Source organism: Marinococcus halophilus (assembly GCF_002265875.1).
Classification (GTDB): domain Bacteria; phylum Bacillota; class Bacilli; order Bacillales; family Marinococcaceae; genus Marinococcus; species Marinococcus halophilus.
On the sequence record NZ_NPFA01000010.1, the window covers coordinates 34,569 to 51,030 of the forward strand.

The 16,462-nt window shown below is 49.5% G+C and carries 17 protein-coding genes and 1 pseudogene; 1 reads left to right on the forward strand and 17 read right to left on the reverse strand.

Annotation, left to right across the window (positions count from 1 at the left end):
• Positions 1 to 49: 49 nt before the first annotated feature.
• The 6 genes and pseudogenes from CHL76_RS11205 to CHL76_RS11230 all read right to left on the reverse strand — a co-directional run bounded on the left by CHL76_RS11205 (position 50) and on the right by CHL76_RS11230 (position 6,957).
• The gene (locus CHL76_RS11205; protein WP_079475467.1) at positions 50 to 406 is read right to left on the reverse strand and encodes a hypothetical protein; all 357 of its coding nucleotides are present in this window, start codon (positions 404 to 406) and stop codon (positions 50 to 52) included.
• A pseudogene (gene fliS, locus CHL76_RS11210) lies at positions 406 to 780 on the reverse strand (flagellar export chaperone FliS); the annotation flags it as partial. The pseudogene fliS and the gene CHL76_RS11205, both read right to left, overlap by 1 nt.
• Positions 781 to 953: 173 nt before the next feature.
• A complete protein-coding gene (gene fliD / locus CHL76_RS11215) occupies positions 954 to 2,972 on the reverse strand; it encodes a flagellar filament capping protein FliD (RefSeq protein WP_079475466.1) in 2,019 nt (672 codons plus the stop codon).
• 136 nt (positions 2,973 to 3,108) lie between these two features.
• Positions 3,109 to 4,008 carry a phosphogluconate dehydrogenase (NAD(+)-dependent, decarboxylating) gene (gene gnd / locus CHL76_RS11220; protein WP_079475465.1) on the reverse strand — a complete coding sequence of 300 codons (900 nt, stop codon included), beginning with the start codon at positions 4,006 to 4,008 and terminating at the stop codon, positions 3,109 to 3,111.
• A 22-nt stretch (positions 4,009 to 4,030) separates the two neighbouring features.
• On the reverse strand, positions 4,031 to 5,383 hold the full coding sequence (locus CHL76_RS11225) for a GntP family permease (protein WP_079475464.1): 1,353 nt from the start codon (positions 5,381 to 5,383) through the stop codon (positions 4,031 to 4,033).
• Positions 5,380 to 6,957, reverse strand: a complete 1,578-nt coding sequence (locus CHL76_RS11230; protein WP_079475463.1) for a gluconokinase — start codon at positions 6,955 to 6,957, stop codon at positions 5,380 to 5,382. The genes CHL76_RS11225 and CHL76_RS11230 overlap by 4 nt, the downstream gene beginning before the upstream one ends.
• A gap of 186 nt (positions 6,958 to 7,143) precedes the next feature.
• Here CHL76_RS11230 and CHL76_RS11235 point away from each other — a divergent pair, with 186 nt between their 5' ends.
• Positions 7,144 to 7,998, forward strand: a complete 855-nt coding sequence (locus CHL76_RS11235; protein WP_079475462.1) for a MurR/RpiR family transcriptional regulator — start codon at positions 7,144 to 7,146, stop codon at positions 7,996 to 7,998.
• Here the strand turns inward: CHL76_RS11235 and CHL76_RS17090 are convergent.
• From CHL76_RS17090 to CHL76_RS11290, 11 genes are all read right to left on the reverse strand, one after another.
• Positions 7,993 to 8,262: a hypothetical protein gene (locus CHL76_RS17090; protein WP_079475461.1), complete on the reverse strand. Its 270-nt coding sequence runs from the start codon at positions 8,260 to 8,262 to the stop codon at positions 7,993 to 7,995. The two genes, CHL76_RS11235 and CHL76_RS17090, sit on opposite strands and share 6 nt — an antisense overlap.
• Positions 8,255 to 8,914 (reverse strand): SOS response-associated peptidase, encoded by a 660-nt coding sequence (locus CHL76_RS11245; protein ID WP_079475460.1) that lies wholly within the window; start codon positions 8,912 to 8,914, stop codon positions 8,255 to 8,257. The genes CHL76_RS17090 and CHL76_RS11245 overlap by 8 nt, the downstream gene beginning before the upstream one ends.
• Before the next feature lie 47 nt (positions 8,915 to 8,961).
• A complete protein-coding gene (locus CHL76_RS11250; protein ID WP_079475459.1) occupies positions 8,962 to 9,240 on the reverse strand; it encodes a hypothetical protein in 279 nt (92 codons plus the stop codon).
• A 126-nt stretch (positions 9,241 to 9,366) separates the two neighbouring features.
• Positions 9,367 to 10,218, reverse strand: a complete 852-nt coding sequence (locus CHL76_RS11255; RefSeq protein ID WP_079475458.1) for a GNAT family N-acetyltransferase — start codon at positions 10,216 to 10,218, stop codon at positions 9,367 to 9,369.
• Complete coding sequence (locus CHL76_RS11260; protein WP_158219159.1) at positions 10,215 to 10,457, reverse strand: hypothetical protein; 243 nt, start codon at positions 10,455 to 10,457, stop codon at positions 10,215 to 10,217. The genes CHL76_RS11255 and CHL76_RS11260 overlap by 4 nt, the downstream gene beginning before the upstream one ends.
• A gap of 55 nt (positions 10,458 to 10,512) precedes the next feature.
• A complete protein-coding gene (locus tag CHL76_RS11265) occupies positions 10,513 to 11,610 on the reverse strand; it encodes a sensor domain-containing diguanylate cyclase (protein ID WP_158219160.1) in 1,098 nt (365 codons plus the stop codon).
• A gap of 388 nt (positions 11,611 to 11,998) precedes the next feature.
• Complete coding sequence (locus CHL76_RS11270) at positions 11,999 to 13,021, reverse strand: zinc-binding alcohol dehydrogenase family protein (protein WP_079475455.1); 1,023 nt, start codon at positions 13,019 to 13,021, stop codon at positions 11,999 to 12,001.
• A 17-nt stretch (positions 13,022 to 13,038) separates the two neighbouring features.
• A complete protein-coding gene (locus tag CHL76_RS11275) occupies positions 13,039 to 14,313 on the reverse strand; it encodes a TRAP transporter large permease (protein WP_079475454.1) in 1,275 nt (424 codons plus the stop codon).
• Positions 14,310 to 14,789: a TRAP transporter small permease gene (locus CHL76_RS11280; RefSeq protein WP_094908608.1), complete on the reverse strand. Its 480-nt coding sequence runs from the start codon at positions 14,787 to 14,789 to the stop codon at positions 14,310 to 14,312. Before CHL76_RS11280 ends, CHL76_RS11275 begins: the two co-directional genes overlap by 4 nt.
• The gene (locus CHL76_RS11285; protein ID WP_094908609.1) at positions 14,786 to 15,799 is read right to left on the reverse strand and encodes a TRAP transporter substrate-binding protein; all 1,014 of its coding nucleotides are present in this window, start codon (positions 15,797 to 15,799) and stop codon (positions 14,786 to 14,788) included. Before CHL76_RS11285 ends, CHL76_RS11280 begins: the two co-directional genes overlap by 4 nt.
• A 33-nt stretch (positions 15,800 to 15,832) precedes the next feature.
• On the reverse strand, positions 15,833 to 16,450 hold the full coding sequence (locus CHL76_RS11290) for a bifunctional 2-keto-4-hydroxyglutarate aldolase/2-keto-3-deoxy-6-phosphogluconate aldolase (RefSeq protein WP_079475451.1): 618 nt from the start codon (positions 16,448 to 16,450) through the stop codon (positions 15,833 to 15,835).
• Positions 16,451 to 16,462 lie beyond the last annotated feature (12 nt).

Here is a 16,462-nt window from a genome sequence, read left to right on the forward strand (position 1 = left end):
CTCAATACATATAAAAAACCTTCAGGACCAGGCCCAAAGGTTTTATGTATTAGTTTTTGCTGTCGAAAAAATAGGCCGATGCCGTCGCACCACTTTGCTCATACTTCCCCATATGACGGCGTTTCTGGCGCGATCCCTGCAGCTCTTCCTGGATGACCTGCTTCCAGCTGGCAAGACGGCCATCAATATAACGATTCATTTTAATCGTTTCTTCCCCAAGCTGCCGCTCGGCCTCCGTCCATTTCTCCACAGGCGGCAGGCCTTTCAGCTGCTGGTCCCGCGCCTGCAGGAAAAGGTCCACGCTTTCGATGTACTCATCCCTCGGCTGTTCATTAACTGGCATAGGCTGCGCCACTTTCTCGTACAGCTCCCGGGTCGTGACATAAAGTTTACGAACAACGCTCATTACGCCCGGCCACCTTCGCGGAAACGGAGCTCCCGGTCTTTTTGCATTGCCTGCTTCCACGTATCGCGAAACTCTTCCACAAGGCCGTAAATCTCCTGCAGAACCTTTGTATCATTGCTCACATTCGCCTCAATTAACCGTCGGTACATGTAATCATACATCTGCATCATGCTATTGCCAATCTCACTATCCGTTTTCAGCGTAATCATCAGTTCCCCGATAATGTTCTGCGCCCGGATCATCAGCTTGTTTTTCTCTTCCACTTTTCCCTCGTTCATCGCCTTCTCCGCTTTTTGGAGAAATTTCAAGCAGCCGTTGTATAAAAGAAGCGTAAGCTCTCCCGGCGAAGCGGTCTGCATTGCCTGCTGCTGATAAGGGTTGGCTTTAACTGACGCCGGTCTCGGGGCAGAGACTGCCTGTTTTGAAGAAAATGTTTTCTTCGGCTTTTCTTTTTCGGGAGAAGTCGTCTGCTTCATTGCCTGCTGGTACATCGCCTGTGCCTGGTTAAAACTCATATATTTTCTTCCTCCTCAAGAAGGTTCTACTCTTACTGGCCATTGTTCATAAACTGCATCAAGTAGTTAGACTGCGAGTTCGCCCGGCTCATCGCCTGCTCCATCGCCGTAAACTGGCGGTAATACCGGTTTTCCACCGACACCATCCGGTCCTCAAACTGGGCGATGCGATCTTCGATGTTTTCCATATTGCGTCCGAGCGTAAACTGGTGCGGAAGCAGCTTGCCTTTGTATCCCCCTGCCCGTTCAGCAAGCGCGGTCACCCCGTTGTCGAGCGTTTCTCTCATCCGGCGGGCGAGACCCTGGGTTTCTGTTGTGGAACCGCTCGCGGCAAACAGCTGGTAAACTCCTTCACTGTCGTCTTCAATCGCCTGGCGCAGCTTGGCTTCGTCGATTTCGAGCTTGCCGTTATCCGTGTAGCTTGAGCTTGTCGTAATGCCGATCGAATAGAGCGTATTATAGGCTGAATCGGTGCCGTTTACCTGCTCATATAAAAGCGAACGCATATTGTTCATGACGTTCGATATGGAGCTGTCGCTGCGGAGCAGGCCGCTCCGGGCTTTTTCCTCCCACAGCTCAATTTCCTTTTCGCTCATTTCTTCTTTTTGTTCATCGCTGAGCGGCTTAAAATCCCGGTTTACTTTTTCATTCAGCTTGCCGTTTACATCTTCGATAATTTTATTATATTCTTCGATGAAGCCTTTAACTGTATCCATAACACCGTCAGTGTTCGTATCGGAGCCAAGCGTTACCGCCCCGTCCGTTTCAGCAAACGTTTCTTTAAGCGTAATGCTCATCCCGTTGACCTCGAACGTATTTTTGGGCCGCTCGGTTTCGAGTCCGTTCATCGTAAACACAGCATTTTGTTCGCCCTGGCGGGACTCACCTTCTACGTTGTTCAGGCCCAGGGTGTTGTTAAGAAATCCCCCTGAAAAAAGCATTTCATCGCCGTTTTTGTTAAAATCGCCTGTCTCCGACCGGGTGAGCGCCACTTTGCCGGAATGTTCGTCATAAAACGCACTAACGCCCGCCCCGGAAGAGCTGATCGTGCTCATAATATTGTTCATCGACTGCGCACTTGTGAACGTGAATTTATTTTTCTGCTCCTTACCGTCTTTATCAAAGGTGGTAATCGTATTGGTAGAATACTGCTGGGTGAATGTCGCTTCAATCGTTCCGGTTACCGCTTCGCCGAGCGTGACTCTGCCGGTTTTCGTATCCACATAGGCTTCCCCGGTCTTAAGCTCCTGCTCCGGATCCGTGACAATCGTCAGTGCGGCGCCTCCGTTTACGCTGATATCCAGCGTCTCTGGGTCAATCGCCCCTTTGCCGAGCGAAAAGGAAGAAGTCGCGGTAGCTGCGTCAATTGTTTTGGTTTCATTGGTCGCGGCATACTGGACGCTGATGCTTTTGCCGCTCGTCACCGCCGAACTAAACTCCAAATCAATCTGGTCGCTGTTAAAGCTGGCCCGTACCTGACCAGGCTCGAGCGGATCCGTGCCGGTTACCACCTCGTACTGCTTGCCGCTCACCTTCACGATCATATCGTCCGAATTTTGTTTAAGCTTGCTGCCTTCCACACTGTAGGACGTGCTGCCGTCGGCGTTGATTGTTTTGCTTTGAATCACGCCTTTGCTCCATTGCGGTTCTTTCCCGGTCGCAAATGTCTGGCTGCCGATAGCCTCCGAAGCGGAAAAACCGGGACCGGTCGCCCGTTCAAAGCTGCTCTGCGACGCTGATTTGGCCAGCTGCTTGACTTCGCTGATGGAATAAGTGGCGTTGCCGGCACTGGCTGAAGCCGTGGCGCTCACCCGGCTTTCATTGGTGGAGGTGGCCGAGCGGGCTGTCATCGAGGACTTCTTCATAATCGAATCAAAAATCGTATTCCGGAAATCAAAAAACTGTTTGTTGACTTCCTGGTACATTTCCGTCTGCCACTCGAGCGTCTGCTTCTTTTGATTCAGCTTGTTGATCGGCTGGCGCTCCGCACGCATTAAATCTTTAACTACCTGGTCAATATCCATTCCTGAAGCAAACCCGGATACTCGCATGAATGATAGGCTCCCTTCTGCCGTTTTCTTCGTTATTGTTACTATCGGAAATAACGAAAGCCAGTTGAAGCATTTAACGCAGTTTTTCTAAAATATGAAAAAAGACCCGGATTACCTCCGGGCCTCTGGGACATTGCTATTCACTTTTTTCAACGGCATGGCCGCCAAACCCTTTACGGAGAGCTGCAACCACCTTGCCGTTAAAGGTATCGGTTTCCTGCGAACGATAGCGCATCATAAGCGAGAGCGCAATGACCGGGGTCGTTGCCTCGTATTCAAGCGCAGACTCTACGCTCCACTTGCCTTCGCCGGAGGAATGCATCACGCCGCGGATATCATCGAGCCTGGCATCACCGCGGAAGGCTTCTTCCATCAGTTCCATCAGCCAGCCGCGGATGACCGAGCCGTTGTTCCAGACGCGGGCCACCTGCTCGTAGTCGTAGTCAAACGGCCCTTTTTCAAGCAGTTCAAACCCTTCGCCCATCGCGGCCATCATGCCGTATTCGATGCCGTTATGCACCATTTTCAGATAGTGGGCGCTGCCGCCTTCCCCGGTGTAGTGATAACCGTTCTCCACCGACAGGTCCTGCATGAGCGGCTCCAATACCGGAAAAATGTCCTTGCGTCCGCCGATCATCAGGCAGGCGCCGTTTCTGGCACCGGAAATGCCGCCGCTTGTACCAACATCAAAGAAGTGGACTCCTCTTGCTTCAAGCGCTTCATAATGAGCAAGCGTCCGCTTATAGTGAGAGTTGCCGGCGTCGATTAAAATGTCTCCTTCATCGAGGTACGAGGCCGTTTCGGTAAGCACCTGATCCGTGGCATCCCCCGCCGGCACCATCACCCAGATGATACGCGGCTTTGGAAGCTGGTCCACCAGATCCTGCACCGAAGAGGCCGTGCCGCCTCCGTCGTTTTGAAAACTGCTGCGAAATTCTTCGGACAGATCGTAGGCAACAACGTCATGATTTTTATCAAGCATCTGCAGACCGATATTGTACCCCATTTTACCTAATCCAATAATTCCTGCTTTCATGTTCTCCACTCCCTTTTTCTATTTATACGAAGATACTTAAAATCAGTGCTACACCAAAACCAACAAAACCGATAATTGTTTCCATGACGGTCCATGTCTGCAGCGTTTGTTTTTCGTTCAGGCCAAAGTACCTGCTGACTAGCCAGAACCCGGAGTCGTTCACGTGGGAGAAGGCTGTCGCACCGGAAGCAATTGTAATAACGAGCAGTCCGAGCATCGGCTCGCTGACGTTGTATGTTTCAAGCAGCGGCGCTACAAGGCCGGCGGCTGTTACCATCGCAACAGTTGCAGAACCCTGGGCTACACGGACAAGTACAGCTGTTATAAAGGCAAAGACAAGAATCGGCATGTTTGCATTCTCCATCGCATTTGCAAGCACGTCGCCGACACCGGACTGGATCAGCATTTCACCGAACACGCCACCGGCACCGGTAACAAGAATAATAATCCCGGCAGGCTCGAGGGCTTTCGTCGTAATCTGCTGCACTTCTTCTTTCGAATAACCCCGGCGGATACCGAATACATAAAAGGTTAAAAGTGCCGCCACGGTCAGGGCGAAGAACGGATCCCCGATAAAGGACAGTATTTCATACGCTGTGCTTTCTTCTGATAGGAAAACTCCGGATCCCGTGTTAAGCAAAATCAGCACAAGAGGAAGCAGGATGATAGCAAGAACGCTGCGGAAGCTCGGCAGCTCGCGGTCGTACTCGACGTTTCTCATCTGTTCCATCATGTATTCCGGAACGCCGATGTCGATTTTTTTCGCCATGTATTTCCCGAACATCGGGCCGGCAATCGCTACTGCCGGAAGACCGGCAAGTGCGCCAAACAGAATAACCCAGCCGAGGTCAGCGCCGATAATTGAAGCAACCGAAATCGGTCCCGGCGTTGGCGGAATAAAGCTGTGCGTAACGGCAAGACCGGCTACGAGCGGAATACCGTAGTACACGAGCGATTTTTTCGTTTTACGGACAAGGCTGTACACAATTGGAATTAAGATAACAAGGGCAACGTCCAAAAAGACGGGAATAGATACGATAAAGCCTGTAAGCGCAAGAGCCCAGCTGACGTTCTTTTCTCCAAATTTATCAACGAGCGTCAGTGCCAGGCGTTCGGCGCCGCCGGAGACACGAAGCATTTCCCCAAACATGGCCCCAAGACCGATAACGACGGCAATAAATCCGAGAGTGCCGCCCATTCCTTCTTCAATGGTTGTTATAATTTCGCCCGGCGGCATGCCAACAGCAATCCCGACGAGGAAACTAACGACGAGCAAAGCGATAAAGGCCTGAAGCTTCGTCCTCATAACTAAAAATAACAGTGCAACAATTGCTAAAACGGCTACAATAATGAGCCACGGTGCTGAAGTCGTCATAGTATTTCTCCTTTTTCAGTAGAAAGTGTGCGTTTGCCCTCTGCGTGTGCACGCTGCACGTCGGCAATCGCGGAAAATTCAGATTGAAGATTGCGTGCAAGCCGCAGAAAGATCGGCTTTAAATCCCGGTACGCCGTCACATTGTCCATGATCGGAGACTGCCGTGTTTCAATCGGAATAAGCTCGTGAATCGTGTCCAGGCTTTCTTTCTGACCGGTTGCCGTCATGGCGAGCCAGGCAGCGCCGAAGCAGGCGCTCTGGTGGCTGTCCGGAACGACAATGTCGCTTTCGAATATGTCTGCCATCATCTGCTTCCACAGCTCCGAGCGGGCGAACCCGCCGTTGGCACGGAATTCCTTAATGTTGATACCGGCCTCAATCAGGGCTACGACAACGGCGTACATTTGCATCATGACGCCTTCCATGACGCTCCGGACCATCTGTTCACGCCCGTGATGAAGCGTCAGTCCGAAGAACACGCCCTTGGTGTCGCTGTTCCAGAACGGAGCTCGTTCGCCGGTCATATACGGGAGAAACAGCAGGCCGTCGGAGCCGGGCATCACGCTTTCTGCCATTTCCGTCAGTACGTCGTACGGGTCTGTACCGTTTTTCCGGCACTGTTCCTTTAGATCCGGCATAATTTTATCCCGCATCCAGCGCAGCGCAATACCGCCGTTGTTAATTGGGCCGCCGATCACCCACAGCTCATCGGTGAGCGCATAGCAGAAGATCCGCCCCTTCGGATCCGTATACGGACGGTCGATGACCGTACGTATCGCTCCACTTGTACCAATCGAACACGCAACCACACCTTCCTCGAGCGCCCCGGACCCGACGTTTGCAAGCACACCATCGCTTGCCCCGATTACGACTGTGGTCGTTTCCTGCAAATGCAGACGCTTGCAGACGTCTTTGTTCAAGTCGCTGCGATGATACGTCGTGCTTACCGGTATGGATAAATGGTTTTCCGTAATACCGGCAAGCGCCAGCGCTCTGTCATCCCACTGCTTTTTATGGATATTGAAAAGGCCTGAGGCAGAAGCGATAGAGTAATCAACGATGTATTCCCCGAACCATTTATAGAACAGAAATTCCTTCACCGAAATCCACTTTGCTGCCTTTGCAGCGATTTCTTCCCGGTATTTCTGAAACCACATAATCTTGGTGAGCGGTGCCATGGGGTGGATCGGCGTCCCCGTACGTTCAAAAATATCCTGCCCGTTTTCGGCCTTTACTTTTTCGGTTTCATGTACTGACCGCTGATCGGCCCAGGTAAGCGCCTGCGTCAGCGGCTCGCCGCTGTCGTCCACTGCAAGAATACTATGCATCGCAGCGCTGAAGCCGATCGTTCCAATATGCTTTCCTTCTTTAGCAACGTCTTCGATGACGTTTTTCAGCGTCTGTTCAACGGCACGCAAAATTTCGTAAGGATCCTGCTCCTTCCAGGCCGGGTCCGGAGAATAAATTGGATATTCAAGCTCCCGTTCCGCCCAGATTTTTCCCTCCGTATCATAAGCCAGCGTTTTCGTACTCGTTGTACCTATATCCACACCGGCTGTAAGTGATTCAGCCATAACATCTACTCCCTCGCTTTCGGTAACGCTTTCAGATAATGAAAATATTTTTCTCAATTCGTTATTATACGTGAAATAAAATTCTATGCAAGCGTTTTAAGAAAATTTTTTTCATGATTTATTATAGAAAATTGAAATTTATTCCTTTATGATATAAGCAAGACTTTTTCCTCCGGAGGGGTACTTATGGCTACCGAAACGACTCACGTCCGCCAGCGGATCCAATCGCTGTACAACAGCTTCAGTGATAAAGAAAAACAAATCGCTGACTATATGCTGCAAAATCCCGAAACTATCGTTCATTCGACCATCAATCAGGTAGCCGACCAGCTTTCCCTTGCAGACGCTACCGTGTTTCGTTTCTGCAAGCGGCTCGGCTTTAAGGGCTACCAGGCGATGAAAATCGCGCTCGCCTCCGATATTATCGAACCAATCGAAGATATTCATGAAACAATCCAGGAAAGCGATACCGAGGTCGAGGTGATGGCCAAGGTGTTTCAAAGCAACAAAAATGCCCTCACCTACACGCAGGAGGTGCTTGATGAGACCACCGTCCGTCAGGCGGTCGAGTACCTGCTTGAAGCGTCGGAGCTCCACTTCTATGGAAGCGGCGGCTCCGGCGTCACAGCCCAGGACGGCCAGCATAAGTTTATGCGCACCGGGCTGCCAAGCCATGCCTATACCGATGCCCACTGGCAGGTAATGGCCGCATCCCAGCTGAAGCCAAACGACGTTGCTATTGTGATTTCGCATTCGGGAGCCAATGAAGACGTTCTTGAAGCGATGGATGTGGCCAAAGAGCAGGGAGCCCGCATTATTGCCATTACAAGCTATGCGAAAACGCCGATCAGCCAAAAAGCAGACCTGACCCTGCAGACAATCTCCAGGGAAACTGAATACCGCTCCGAAGCCCTCGCCTCCAGACTTGCCGAACTCTCCCTGCTCGATGGCCTGTATGTGAATTACTGCATCAAAAAGAAAGACCAGGCTCAGGAAGCCGTGGCCAAAATACGTAAAGCCGTCGCCCGGAAAAAGCTATAGGAAAAGCGGAGCCACCCTGAACAGCCGTTCCAGACAGCTGGCGTAATCCTGGCTGGAAGCGTCGTAAGACGGTGAAGTCAGGATGCAGCCAATGGACTGGACGGCTGGGTGGCAAAGCTGGACAGCAAGAAAGGCGGAGCCACCCTTATTGTAAGGAAGTTCGATGGTGACATCATCGAACTGCCCTGCTCCGCAGATCCCTAAATAAAAGACAACCCGGCTTCTCCTGAAAATAGGAAAAGCCGGGCTGCAATCGTTATTCAATACGTTCTACCAATGCAGCATAATTATGCTTCGGGCTGTTTACTTCAGTACTTACGGGATACATGGCCATACGCGAAGCGTCAAACGGCTGCAGGAGTGACTTCAACACTTTTTTATCGGTTTCATCAGGATCGAGCCAGACTTTTCTTGCTTCTTCATTCAGAATGACCGGCATCCGGTGGTGAATTTGCTGCATCATATCGTTGGCTTCGGTCGTAATAATCGTACAGGACGTGATTGTTTCATTTTTGCCTTCCCATCTGTCCCACAGTCCGGCAAAGGCAAACGGCTCCTCATCATCGACCGTGATTCGGTACGGCTGCTTTGTCCCGCCTTCGCGGTCCCATTCATAGAAACCATCAGCAATCACGAGGCAGCGCCGTCGTTCGAGCAGGCGGCGGAATGCCGGTTTAGTATCGACACTTTCTGCCCGGGCGTTGATCATTTTATGTCCGATTTTTTTATCATCTGCCCAAGAAGGAATGAGCCCCCATTGCAGCCAGCCTGCTTTCGTCTGTTCTGCGGAGGACGCCACTGCCATCACTTTCTGGGACGGAGCTATATTGTAGCTTGCCGGCCCTTCCGGAAACGATGTGCCGAAGGCCCGCTCCAGCGCTTCCCTGGAATGAAACAACGTGTATCTTCCGCACATACCGCTGCACCTCCCTTTACAGTTTATGTACCCAAAAAACGATCCTTCTACTTAAAAAAATTGCTGTTTCGCAAATCCCAGCCGGCAATCACAAAGCACACCACAGCATAAAGGCTTAGAAATCCTCCAAGAATCCCGTATGATGCCCCCTCAAATCCCTGGATACGCATATAACCATAATAAAAAAGTGACAAAGCCGAAGCCATTAGCGCAATACCCGGCAGCATCCTAACCCAGAGTGCCCATCCTTTCATTACAAATACCAGTGTAAAGAAGAGAGCTATCACTCCCGGAAGTATAGATGTTGTAAATGGTCCACTGATCATGATATCTCTCCCATTGTGCCCCCATTAATAAAAGCCGGCCAAATGCCCATGCCCGCACTTCTCTTCTAATAAAGTAACATAATTTGCCATCAAACACCCTAATTTAGGCAGTACGCACACGAACCTCTATCCGAAAATCTGCGAAGCAATCGCATACAGATTTCCATTCCGGGGTTCTATAATCGAAGGAGCCCGGGCCATCATAAGCGGCTCGCTCTGTTTTTCAAAACCACACTGTCGGAGTGTCTCCGTCATGATCCTATTTTCTTCGGTAAGATCTATCCGCACCTTCACCGGATGCGATTCGATCAACTGTTCGAGCAGCTCTGCTGCCGCTTTTTCATTCGGCGCCGCGATCGGCCCAAGCAGCAGCTGCCCTTCATGCCAGATCGACAGGCCAAAGCCAGCCGGATGGTTTTGGTCATCCAATAATATTAGCGCCTGGTGGGCCTGGGTGATCCGGTGACGCAAAAAAGCGCTCCGGTCCTGGCCGAACGCCCCAAGATCGAGCTGCTGTAAGCTGTTCCAGTCGTGGGCTTCGTACGTTCTTATGCTGGACGGCCGAACGATGCTGGTTTTCTTCACCACCTGGCCCGGGGCAACATATTTGTAAACCTTGCCCGCTTCCTCAAACCCGAGCTGCTGGTAGAGCGGCTTCCCTTCTTTCGTAGCAAACAGCAGGACACCAGCGTTTACTGGAATTGTATTTAAGCACGCCTTCACCGCTTCCTTTGCCAATCCCTGACGGCGGCAGCTCTTCCTCACAATAACGAGGCCGAGCGCAGCAGCTGCCTTCCCATATGGAATCACTGCCGCACTGGACACCACCCCGCCCTCCGGCGTTTTATGTCCGTACACTACTCCCGCCGCGAGCACTGCTTTCATTTCCGCTCCGTCGTAGTCCCAGCCAACTTCCCGTAGCAGCTGCACGAGTTCCGGAATGTCTTCTTCGGTCAGCTGCTGCATCGTAAATGTCATCTGCCTGCCCTCTTTTCTGTATCCGTCATGCTTTTGTCTATCCACGCCTGCTCTGCTTTCATCTTCCAGTAAATATACAAATCCTCTGTGGCCATAATTACATAAATCACTCCGTAAAAGAGGTATGCATCTGTCGTAAATGGAGCGGAGATCCAATGAATAATGGTCATTAACAGAAGCAGGGCGCTGCCGAAGAGATCCTTCTTTAAGCGCCCTGCATAAATTGATTTTTTGTTCACAGCTTTTTGCTGTTTGGCGTTCACTTTCTTCACCTCTCGCCTGCACGGGCCCTTTTTACAGTTTCACTGTATTTTTCCCATGGCTTTTTGCTTCATACAGGGCTTCATCCGCTTTCAGCATCATGTTCTCCCGGCTGCGGTGCAGGGCTGGTATAACGACATTCACGCCGATGCTGACCGTCACCTTCGGACTCACACTCGACGTTTCATGACGGATATTCAGCCTGTCTACTTCTTCACTTATCTCATGGGCAATAGCCCGGGCTTCTTTATTATTCGTTTTCGGCAGCAACAAAGCAAACTCTTCTCCGCCGAACCGGGAGGCCACTCCTCCGGAACGCACGCATACTCCGTGGATAGCCCCGGCAATCTGCTTTAAGCACTCGTCCCCCTCGAGGTGGCCATACGTATCATTGAAGTTCTTAAATTCATCCAGATCGATCATCATGACTGCAAGCGGAGACTGGCGTTCCAAGCCTTCGATCCAATAGCGGTGAAAGGCATTATTGAACGCCCTGCGGTTGGCAAGGCCCGTTAAGCCGTCTACATTCGCCATACGCTCGAGCTTACGGATATTTGCGTTATGCTTGGTGCGGTCCCGGATAATGCCAATCATTCCAATGATTCGTCGATACATAAAAACAGGGCTTGCCATGACTTCGAGCTCCATCACCGTTCCATCCTGGCGCCGTAGATTTACTTCAAAATGCTGGGAATGTCCTTTCATAACCCGGTCAGTATATCTCTGGACCAGTTCGTAGTCTGTGAAATTTAATTCATTCATCGACTGGCCAATCACGGTGTCCCGTTCCTTGTTAAGCATTTCAAGCAGTTTTTCATTTACTTCAATCACGCTGCCACGGCCGTTCAGCAGAAATACTGGAGAGAGCGGCTGGTCAAACAGGGCATGGTAATAGTTTCGCTGCACCCGTTGGTCTACACTGCGCTTAAACACAAACCAAAGCAGACAGCTAAGGATAATTATGCCAGTAAGCAAACGAACAATCAGCCAGTCTGTTTCAAGTGGTGCTCCCAGAAAAAATACATCGTAAAAATTCACCAGCATAAATGCCGGAACTAAGACGAGCATCGCCAGCGTGACACGCTTTGCCACTTCCTGGGTTTTAATCTGCGCTATTTCCTTATGCTTCATTTTACACCCCGCCCTGCTCGAAAGCCTCCGCATAAATCCTTTAAGCCTTTATGCCTCAGCGCGATAATATTCATAGTATTGACTCATTTTATCACATGTCTTAAGTTTTAGGCATATATAATCAAAAAGGGTGCAGTTTTCAGGTATTTTTTAATAGCGGTTTGGTATCCATATTTTAACATAATTTTTTATAAGCATGTATTTCTTTTAAGTATTATGATTAGTAACCCTATTAACCAATTTTTTCTGTATATAAACCTCTCTACCTTCGTGAGAATTTTCCTAGATAGCAAAAAAGAGCTGTTTTAATTTAACAGCTCTTTACATAGATTAATTGTTATTTTCACGTTTTTAGCATATAACTGATGGCTGAAAATTAGTGGATTGTTTATCCAAATGCAAGAACAGCCTTTCTCACTTCATTTGGGGCGCTTTCAAGCTGCTCAAACGCCTGCTGCACATCCTGAAAATTAAAGCGGTGAGAAACCATTGATTCTACATCCAATTTCCCCTGATTAATATACTCAATAATCTCTGGGAACTTATTGGACTGCAGCCTTGAGCCAACAATCATCAGCTCTTTTTTCGTAATGTCCAGGGAAGTAAGGGAAGAAGGAGCTTTATTAAAACCTAGCGTCACTACCCGGCCTGCAATAGAGGCCATCGAAACCGCCTGTTCAAACGTTTTTTCCGTTCCTACTGCATCGATTACCACATTCGCCATCATTCCATTTGTTTCCTGGCTTACCCGGTCAAACACGTCCGGCTCATTTCCAGGATTAATAGTGACGTCCGCCCCGATCGAAGAGGCATAATTCAATCGCTCATCGTTCAGGTCCGTCATAATCACCCGTGCTTTTTTCAATTTGGCGACAAGAAGACAGCTGATGCCTGTCGGACCTGCGCCCGTAATCAGCACCGTATCTCCCTCTTTCACGCCTCCTCTTGCAGTTGCCTGCGCCCCTATCGTTAAAGGCTCTGTCAGCACAGCTTCATTCCAGGACGTTTCTTCATCTAATTTATGCCAATTTTTCTCAGGAGCAGACATGAATTCTCTCATCCCGCCGTCCCGGTGCACGCCGTATACTTCCAGGTTTTCACACACATTGGGCTGGCCCTGCTTACATGCATAGCATTCTCCGCAGCTCTGAATTGGCTCCAGGGAAACCTTGTCCCCGACTTGTAAAGAATGAACGCTTTCTCCTATTTCGGCTACTTCCCCTGCTACTTCGTGACCGATAATACGGGGGTACACGGTGAAAGGGTTGCTGCCGTGATAGATATGCATGTCCGAACCGCAGATCCCGGCTGCATGGACCTTCACGAGCACCTCATGTTCGTTTTCTATCCGTGGCTTTTCGATTTCTATCACATTTAGCTGGCCAGGTTCTGAAACTTGTATAGCTTTCATATTATTCTTCCTTTCTATTATTCAAATAACCCAGGCAGGAATAAAGATATTGATGGAATGAAGCTGACCAATAGCAGTACTGCAAGGGACACACCGAGAAACGGAATCAATTCCTTGAACGCTTTCCCTACAGAAACCTTCGCCAGGTCAGCTGCCACAAATAAACAAACCCCTACCGGCGGTGTAGATAGACCGATCATTAACGCAAGTACCATCACTACGCCAAAGTGCACGGTATCCATTCCAATTGATTCGGCTACTGGCAACAGTACCGGAAACAGAATAGTGAGCGCAGCAATGGTTTCCATGAACATGCCTACAATCAATAAAAGCAGGAGCAGCATTAAAATAATCAACACACCGTTATCTGTAAGGGACAAGAGCCCGTCCGCCAACATCGTTGGGATCCCTTCACTGACCAGTATCCAGCCAAACAGATTGGCAAACCCTACTAAAAGCAGGATGGCGGCAGTGGCGACAATGGTATCGATCAATAATTTCGGGAAGTTTCTTAAATGTAATTTGCGGTAGACTGCGGCGCCAATGACAAAAGCGTACAATACTGCTACGACTGCGGCTTCTGTTGGCGTGAAATATCCTCCGAGAATACCCCATAAAATGATGAAAACCATCAAAAGCGCCCAAAAAGCGCCCAAAAATGACTTGAAAAGCTCTTTCGTCGATACCGGATTTTCTTTCGGGTAAGAACGCTTCACCGATACCACGTAAGCGACAATGAAAAAGCCTAAGGCCAGCAGTAAGCCGGGAATCGCCCCTGCCAGGAATAAATCTCCAATAGACGCTCCTGCAAGCGTTCCGACAATAATCATCGGCAAAGAAGGCGGGATCATCGGTCCTACAGTCGAAGACATCGACGTTACGGCCGCGGAAAAGCCCGGACCGTACCCTTCCTTTTTCATCGCAGGAATAAGCACTGAACCGATGCTTGCTGTATCGGCCAGGGCAGTTCCGGAAATGCCAGAGAAGCCTAACGAAGAAGCGACGTTCGTTAAACTCAGTCCGCCGCGGACCCTTCCGACAGATGCCTTGGAAAACTGTATGATTTTGTCCGTAATGCCGCCTTCGTTCATTAAGTTTCCAGCTAGAATAAATGCTGGTATGGCTACAAGTGTAAAGGAGTTTATCCCTGCAAACATTGTCTGGGGGATAATGGTTAACGACTCCCCATTAATTAACAAATACACTAATGATGAAACGGCAAGACTAAAAACAATGGGCATGCCGGCAAGCAATAATACTAAAAATAAACCAACTAACAAAAAAGCCATTATTTCTCACCTGCTTCTATATTTGTCGACGTCCATTGAGAAATCACAAAAAGAACAGAGTAGCAAAGAAGCAATAACCCCAGTACAGGTACCGCCGCATAAACGTATTGCATAGGAATGCCAGAGGCAGGCGAACTAAAGAAAGTACCCAGCAGATAAAAGTTAATGCCTTCTACGACTAAATACGCTGCTACGATGCCGATCAGGGTATGTACAATGGTTTCGTAAACCGCCCGCTGCTTTGCCGATAAAAACGAATAGATAAAATCCACTTTTATAAATTCTTTTCGATACAATGCCAGCGGAGCGGCGAACGCAATCGTGTAAACAAAAAGATATCTTGTAATCTCCTCGGTCCACAGCACGGTCACCGGAAGGAAGCGAATAACTATCTGAAAGACCACTACAAGCAGCAAAGCGCTAAAAAGCAATAAGACAATGCCCTGTATGGCTCTATCCAATGTATTAATCCACCTCATTCGCTATTCTCCCTTTCTTTGCCCTGCTCCACAATCTGCTGATACATCTCGTACTGCTCTTGGTCAAAATATTCCCTGATAGCAGGCTGCATGGCTTGCTGAAATGCTTTCTGGTCCACGTTTTCATTAAACTGCACGCCTTCATCCCGAAGCGTCTGCTCCACGGTTTCCACCTGTTCGGTGAATAATTCCTGGGAGTATTCCTGGGCGTCCTCTGCCGCACGTTGTACTTCGTCCTGTTCCTCCGGCGTCAGCGCTTCGAACTGGTCGTTTCCTATAACCACGTAGATCCAGGAACGGACGTGCTGGGTTTCATTGATGTAGTTCTGTACTTCATAAAATCCGTTACTTTGAATAAGATCATTAGGGTTTTCCTGGCCGTCTATAACCCCCTGCTGCAGAGCGGTGAACACCTCGCTCAGGCTGATGGACTGCGGCTGGGCCCCGGCTTCCGACCAAGCATCAATAAACAGCGGAACATTAGGCACTCTCATATCAAGCCCATTCAAATCCTCCGGTGCAGAAATCGGGCGGTTGGAAGTTAAGTTTCTTGGCGAGCGCTCCATATAGAATAGAGGCGTCAGGCCGGCGTTTTCCTTGATATCGCTTTCAATTTCCTGCCCAATTTCACCTTCGACCGTGCTTCTCATATGCTCCTGGCTGTTAAAAGCGTAAGGAGTAGCCATCAGCATCGCGCTCGGTGTCCAGTTTTCCAGCGTTTCCCCGGTGATCGTCATGTCGATCGCCCCGTGCTGAATGCTGTTAATAGTATTAACTTCATCGCCCAGCTGCCCGTTCGCATAAACTTCAATGTTGACGCTCCCGTCGGTATATTCTTCCACACGGTCAGCAAAATATTCCGATGTTTCGTTCCAATAATGGTTGCTGTCCGAAAAATGATTCAGTTTCCACGTTGTTACTTCTTGTTCTTCCGCACTGGGCTGAGTGCTGCATCCACTCAGCGCCAGTACAGAAGCTGTCCCTACTAAAAAGCTTTTCCATATTTTCATGCGGATCCTCCTAATTTTTAACATGAAAATTTCTTAGTTGTTTAAAGCCTCAACTAAACCTGCTGCTGCCTGCCGGACACTTTCCTCGTCATCAAAATACAGGCTGCTGCCCGCACTTACGGCCGCTGCTCCGTTTTGAATCCATTCTTTAATGTTATGCTGGCTCACCCCGCCGGAAGGCATCAGCTGGGCCTGCGGCACCGGCCCGTTCATAGTTTTGATAAAAGAAGGCGAAGCCATATTCCCCGGAAACACCTTTATAATGTCCGAGCCCGCCTGCAGTGCTTCAATAATTTCTGTCGTCGTATAGCAGCCCGGCATGTAAGGCACCTGATATAAATTACATATTTTCGCTATATCCAGGGAGAAATGAGGGGACACAATAAAAGAGGCCCCCGCGAGTATCGCCAGCCTGGCGGTTGTAGGCTCCAACACCGTACCTGCACCTACGACCGCCTCCGATCCGTACCGCTCCGATAATTCTTCAATCAATTTATCAGCATGCGGAACAGTGAAGGTGATTTCCAGCAAATCGATGCCGCCTTTTTGGGCGCCTACTGCAATCATTTCCGCTTCTTCTTTTGTTTCCCCGCGCACGACTGCCACGATTTTATTCTCTTCTACTTTTTGTATTGCCTGCCATTTTTTCATTTGTTTCCGCTC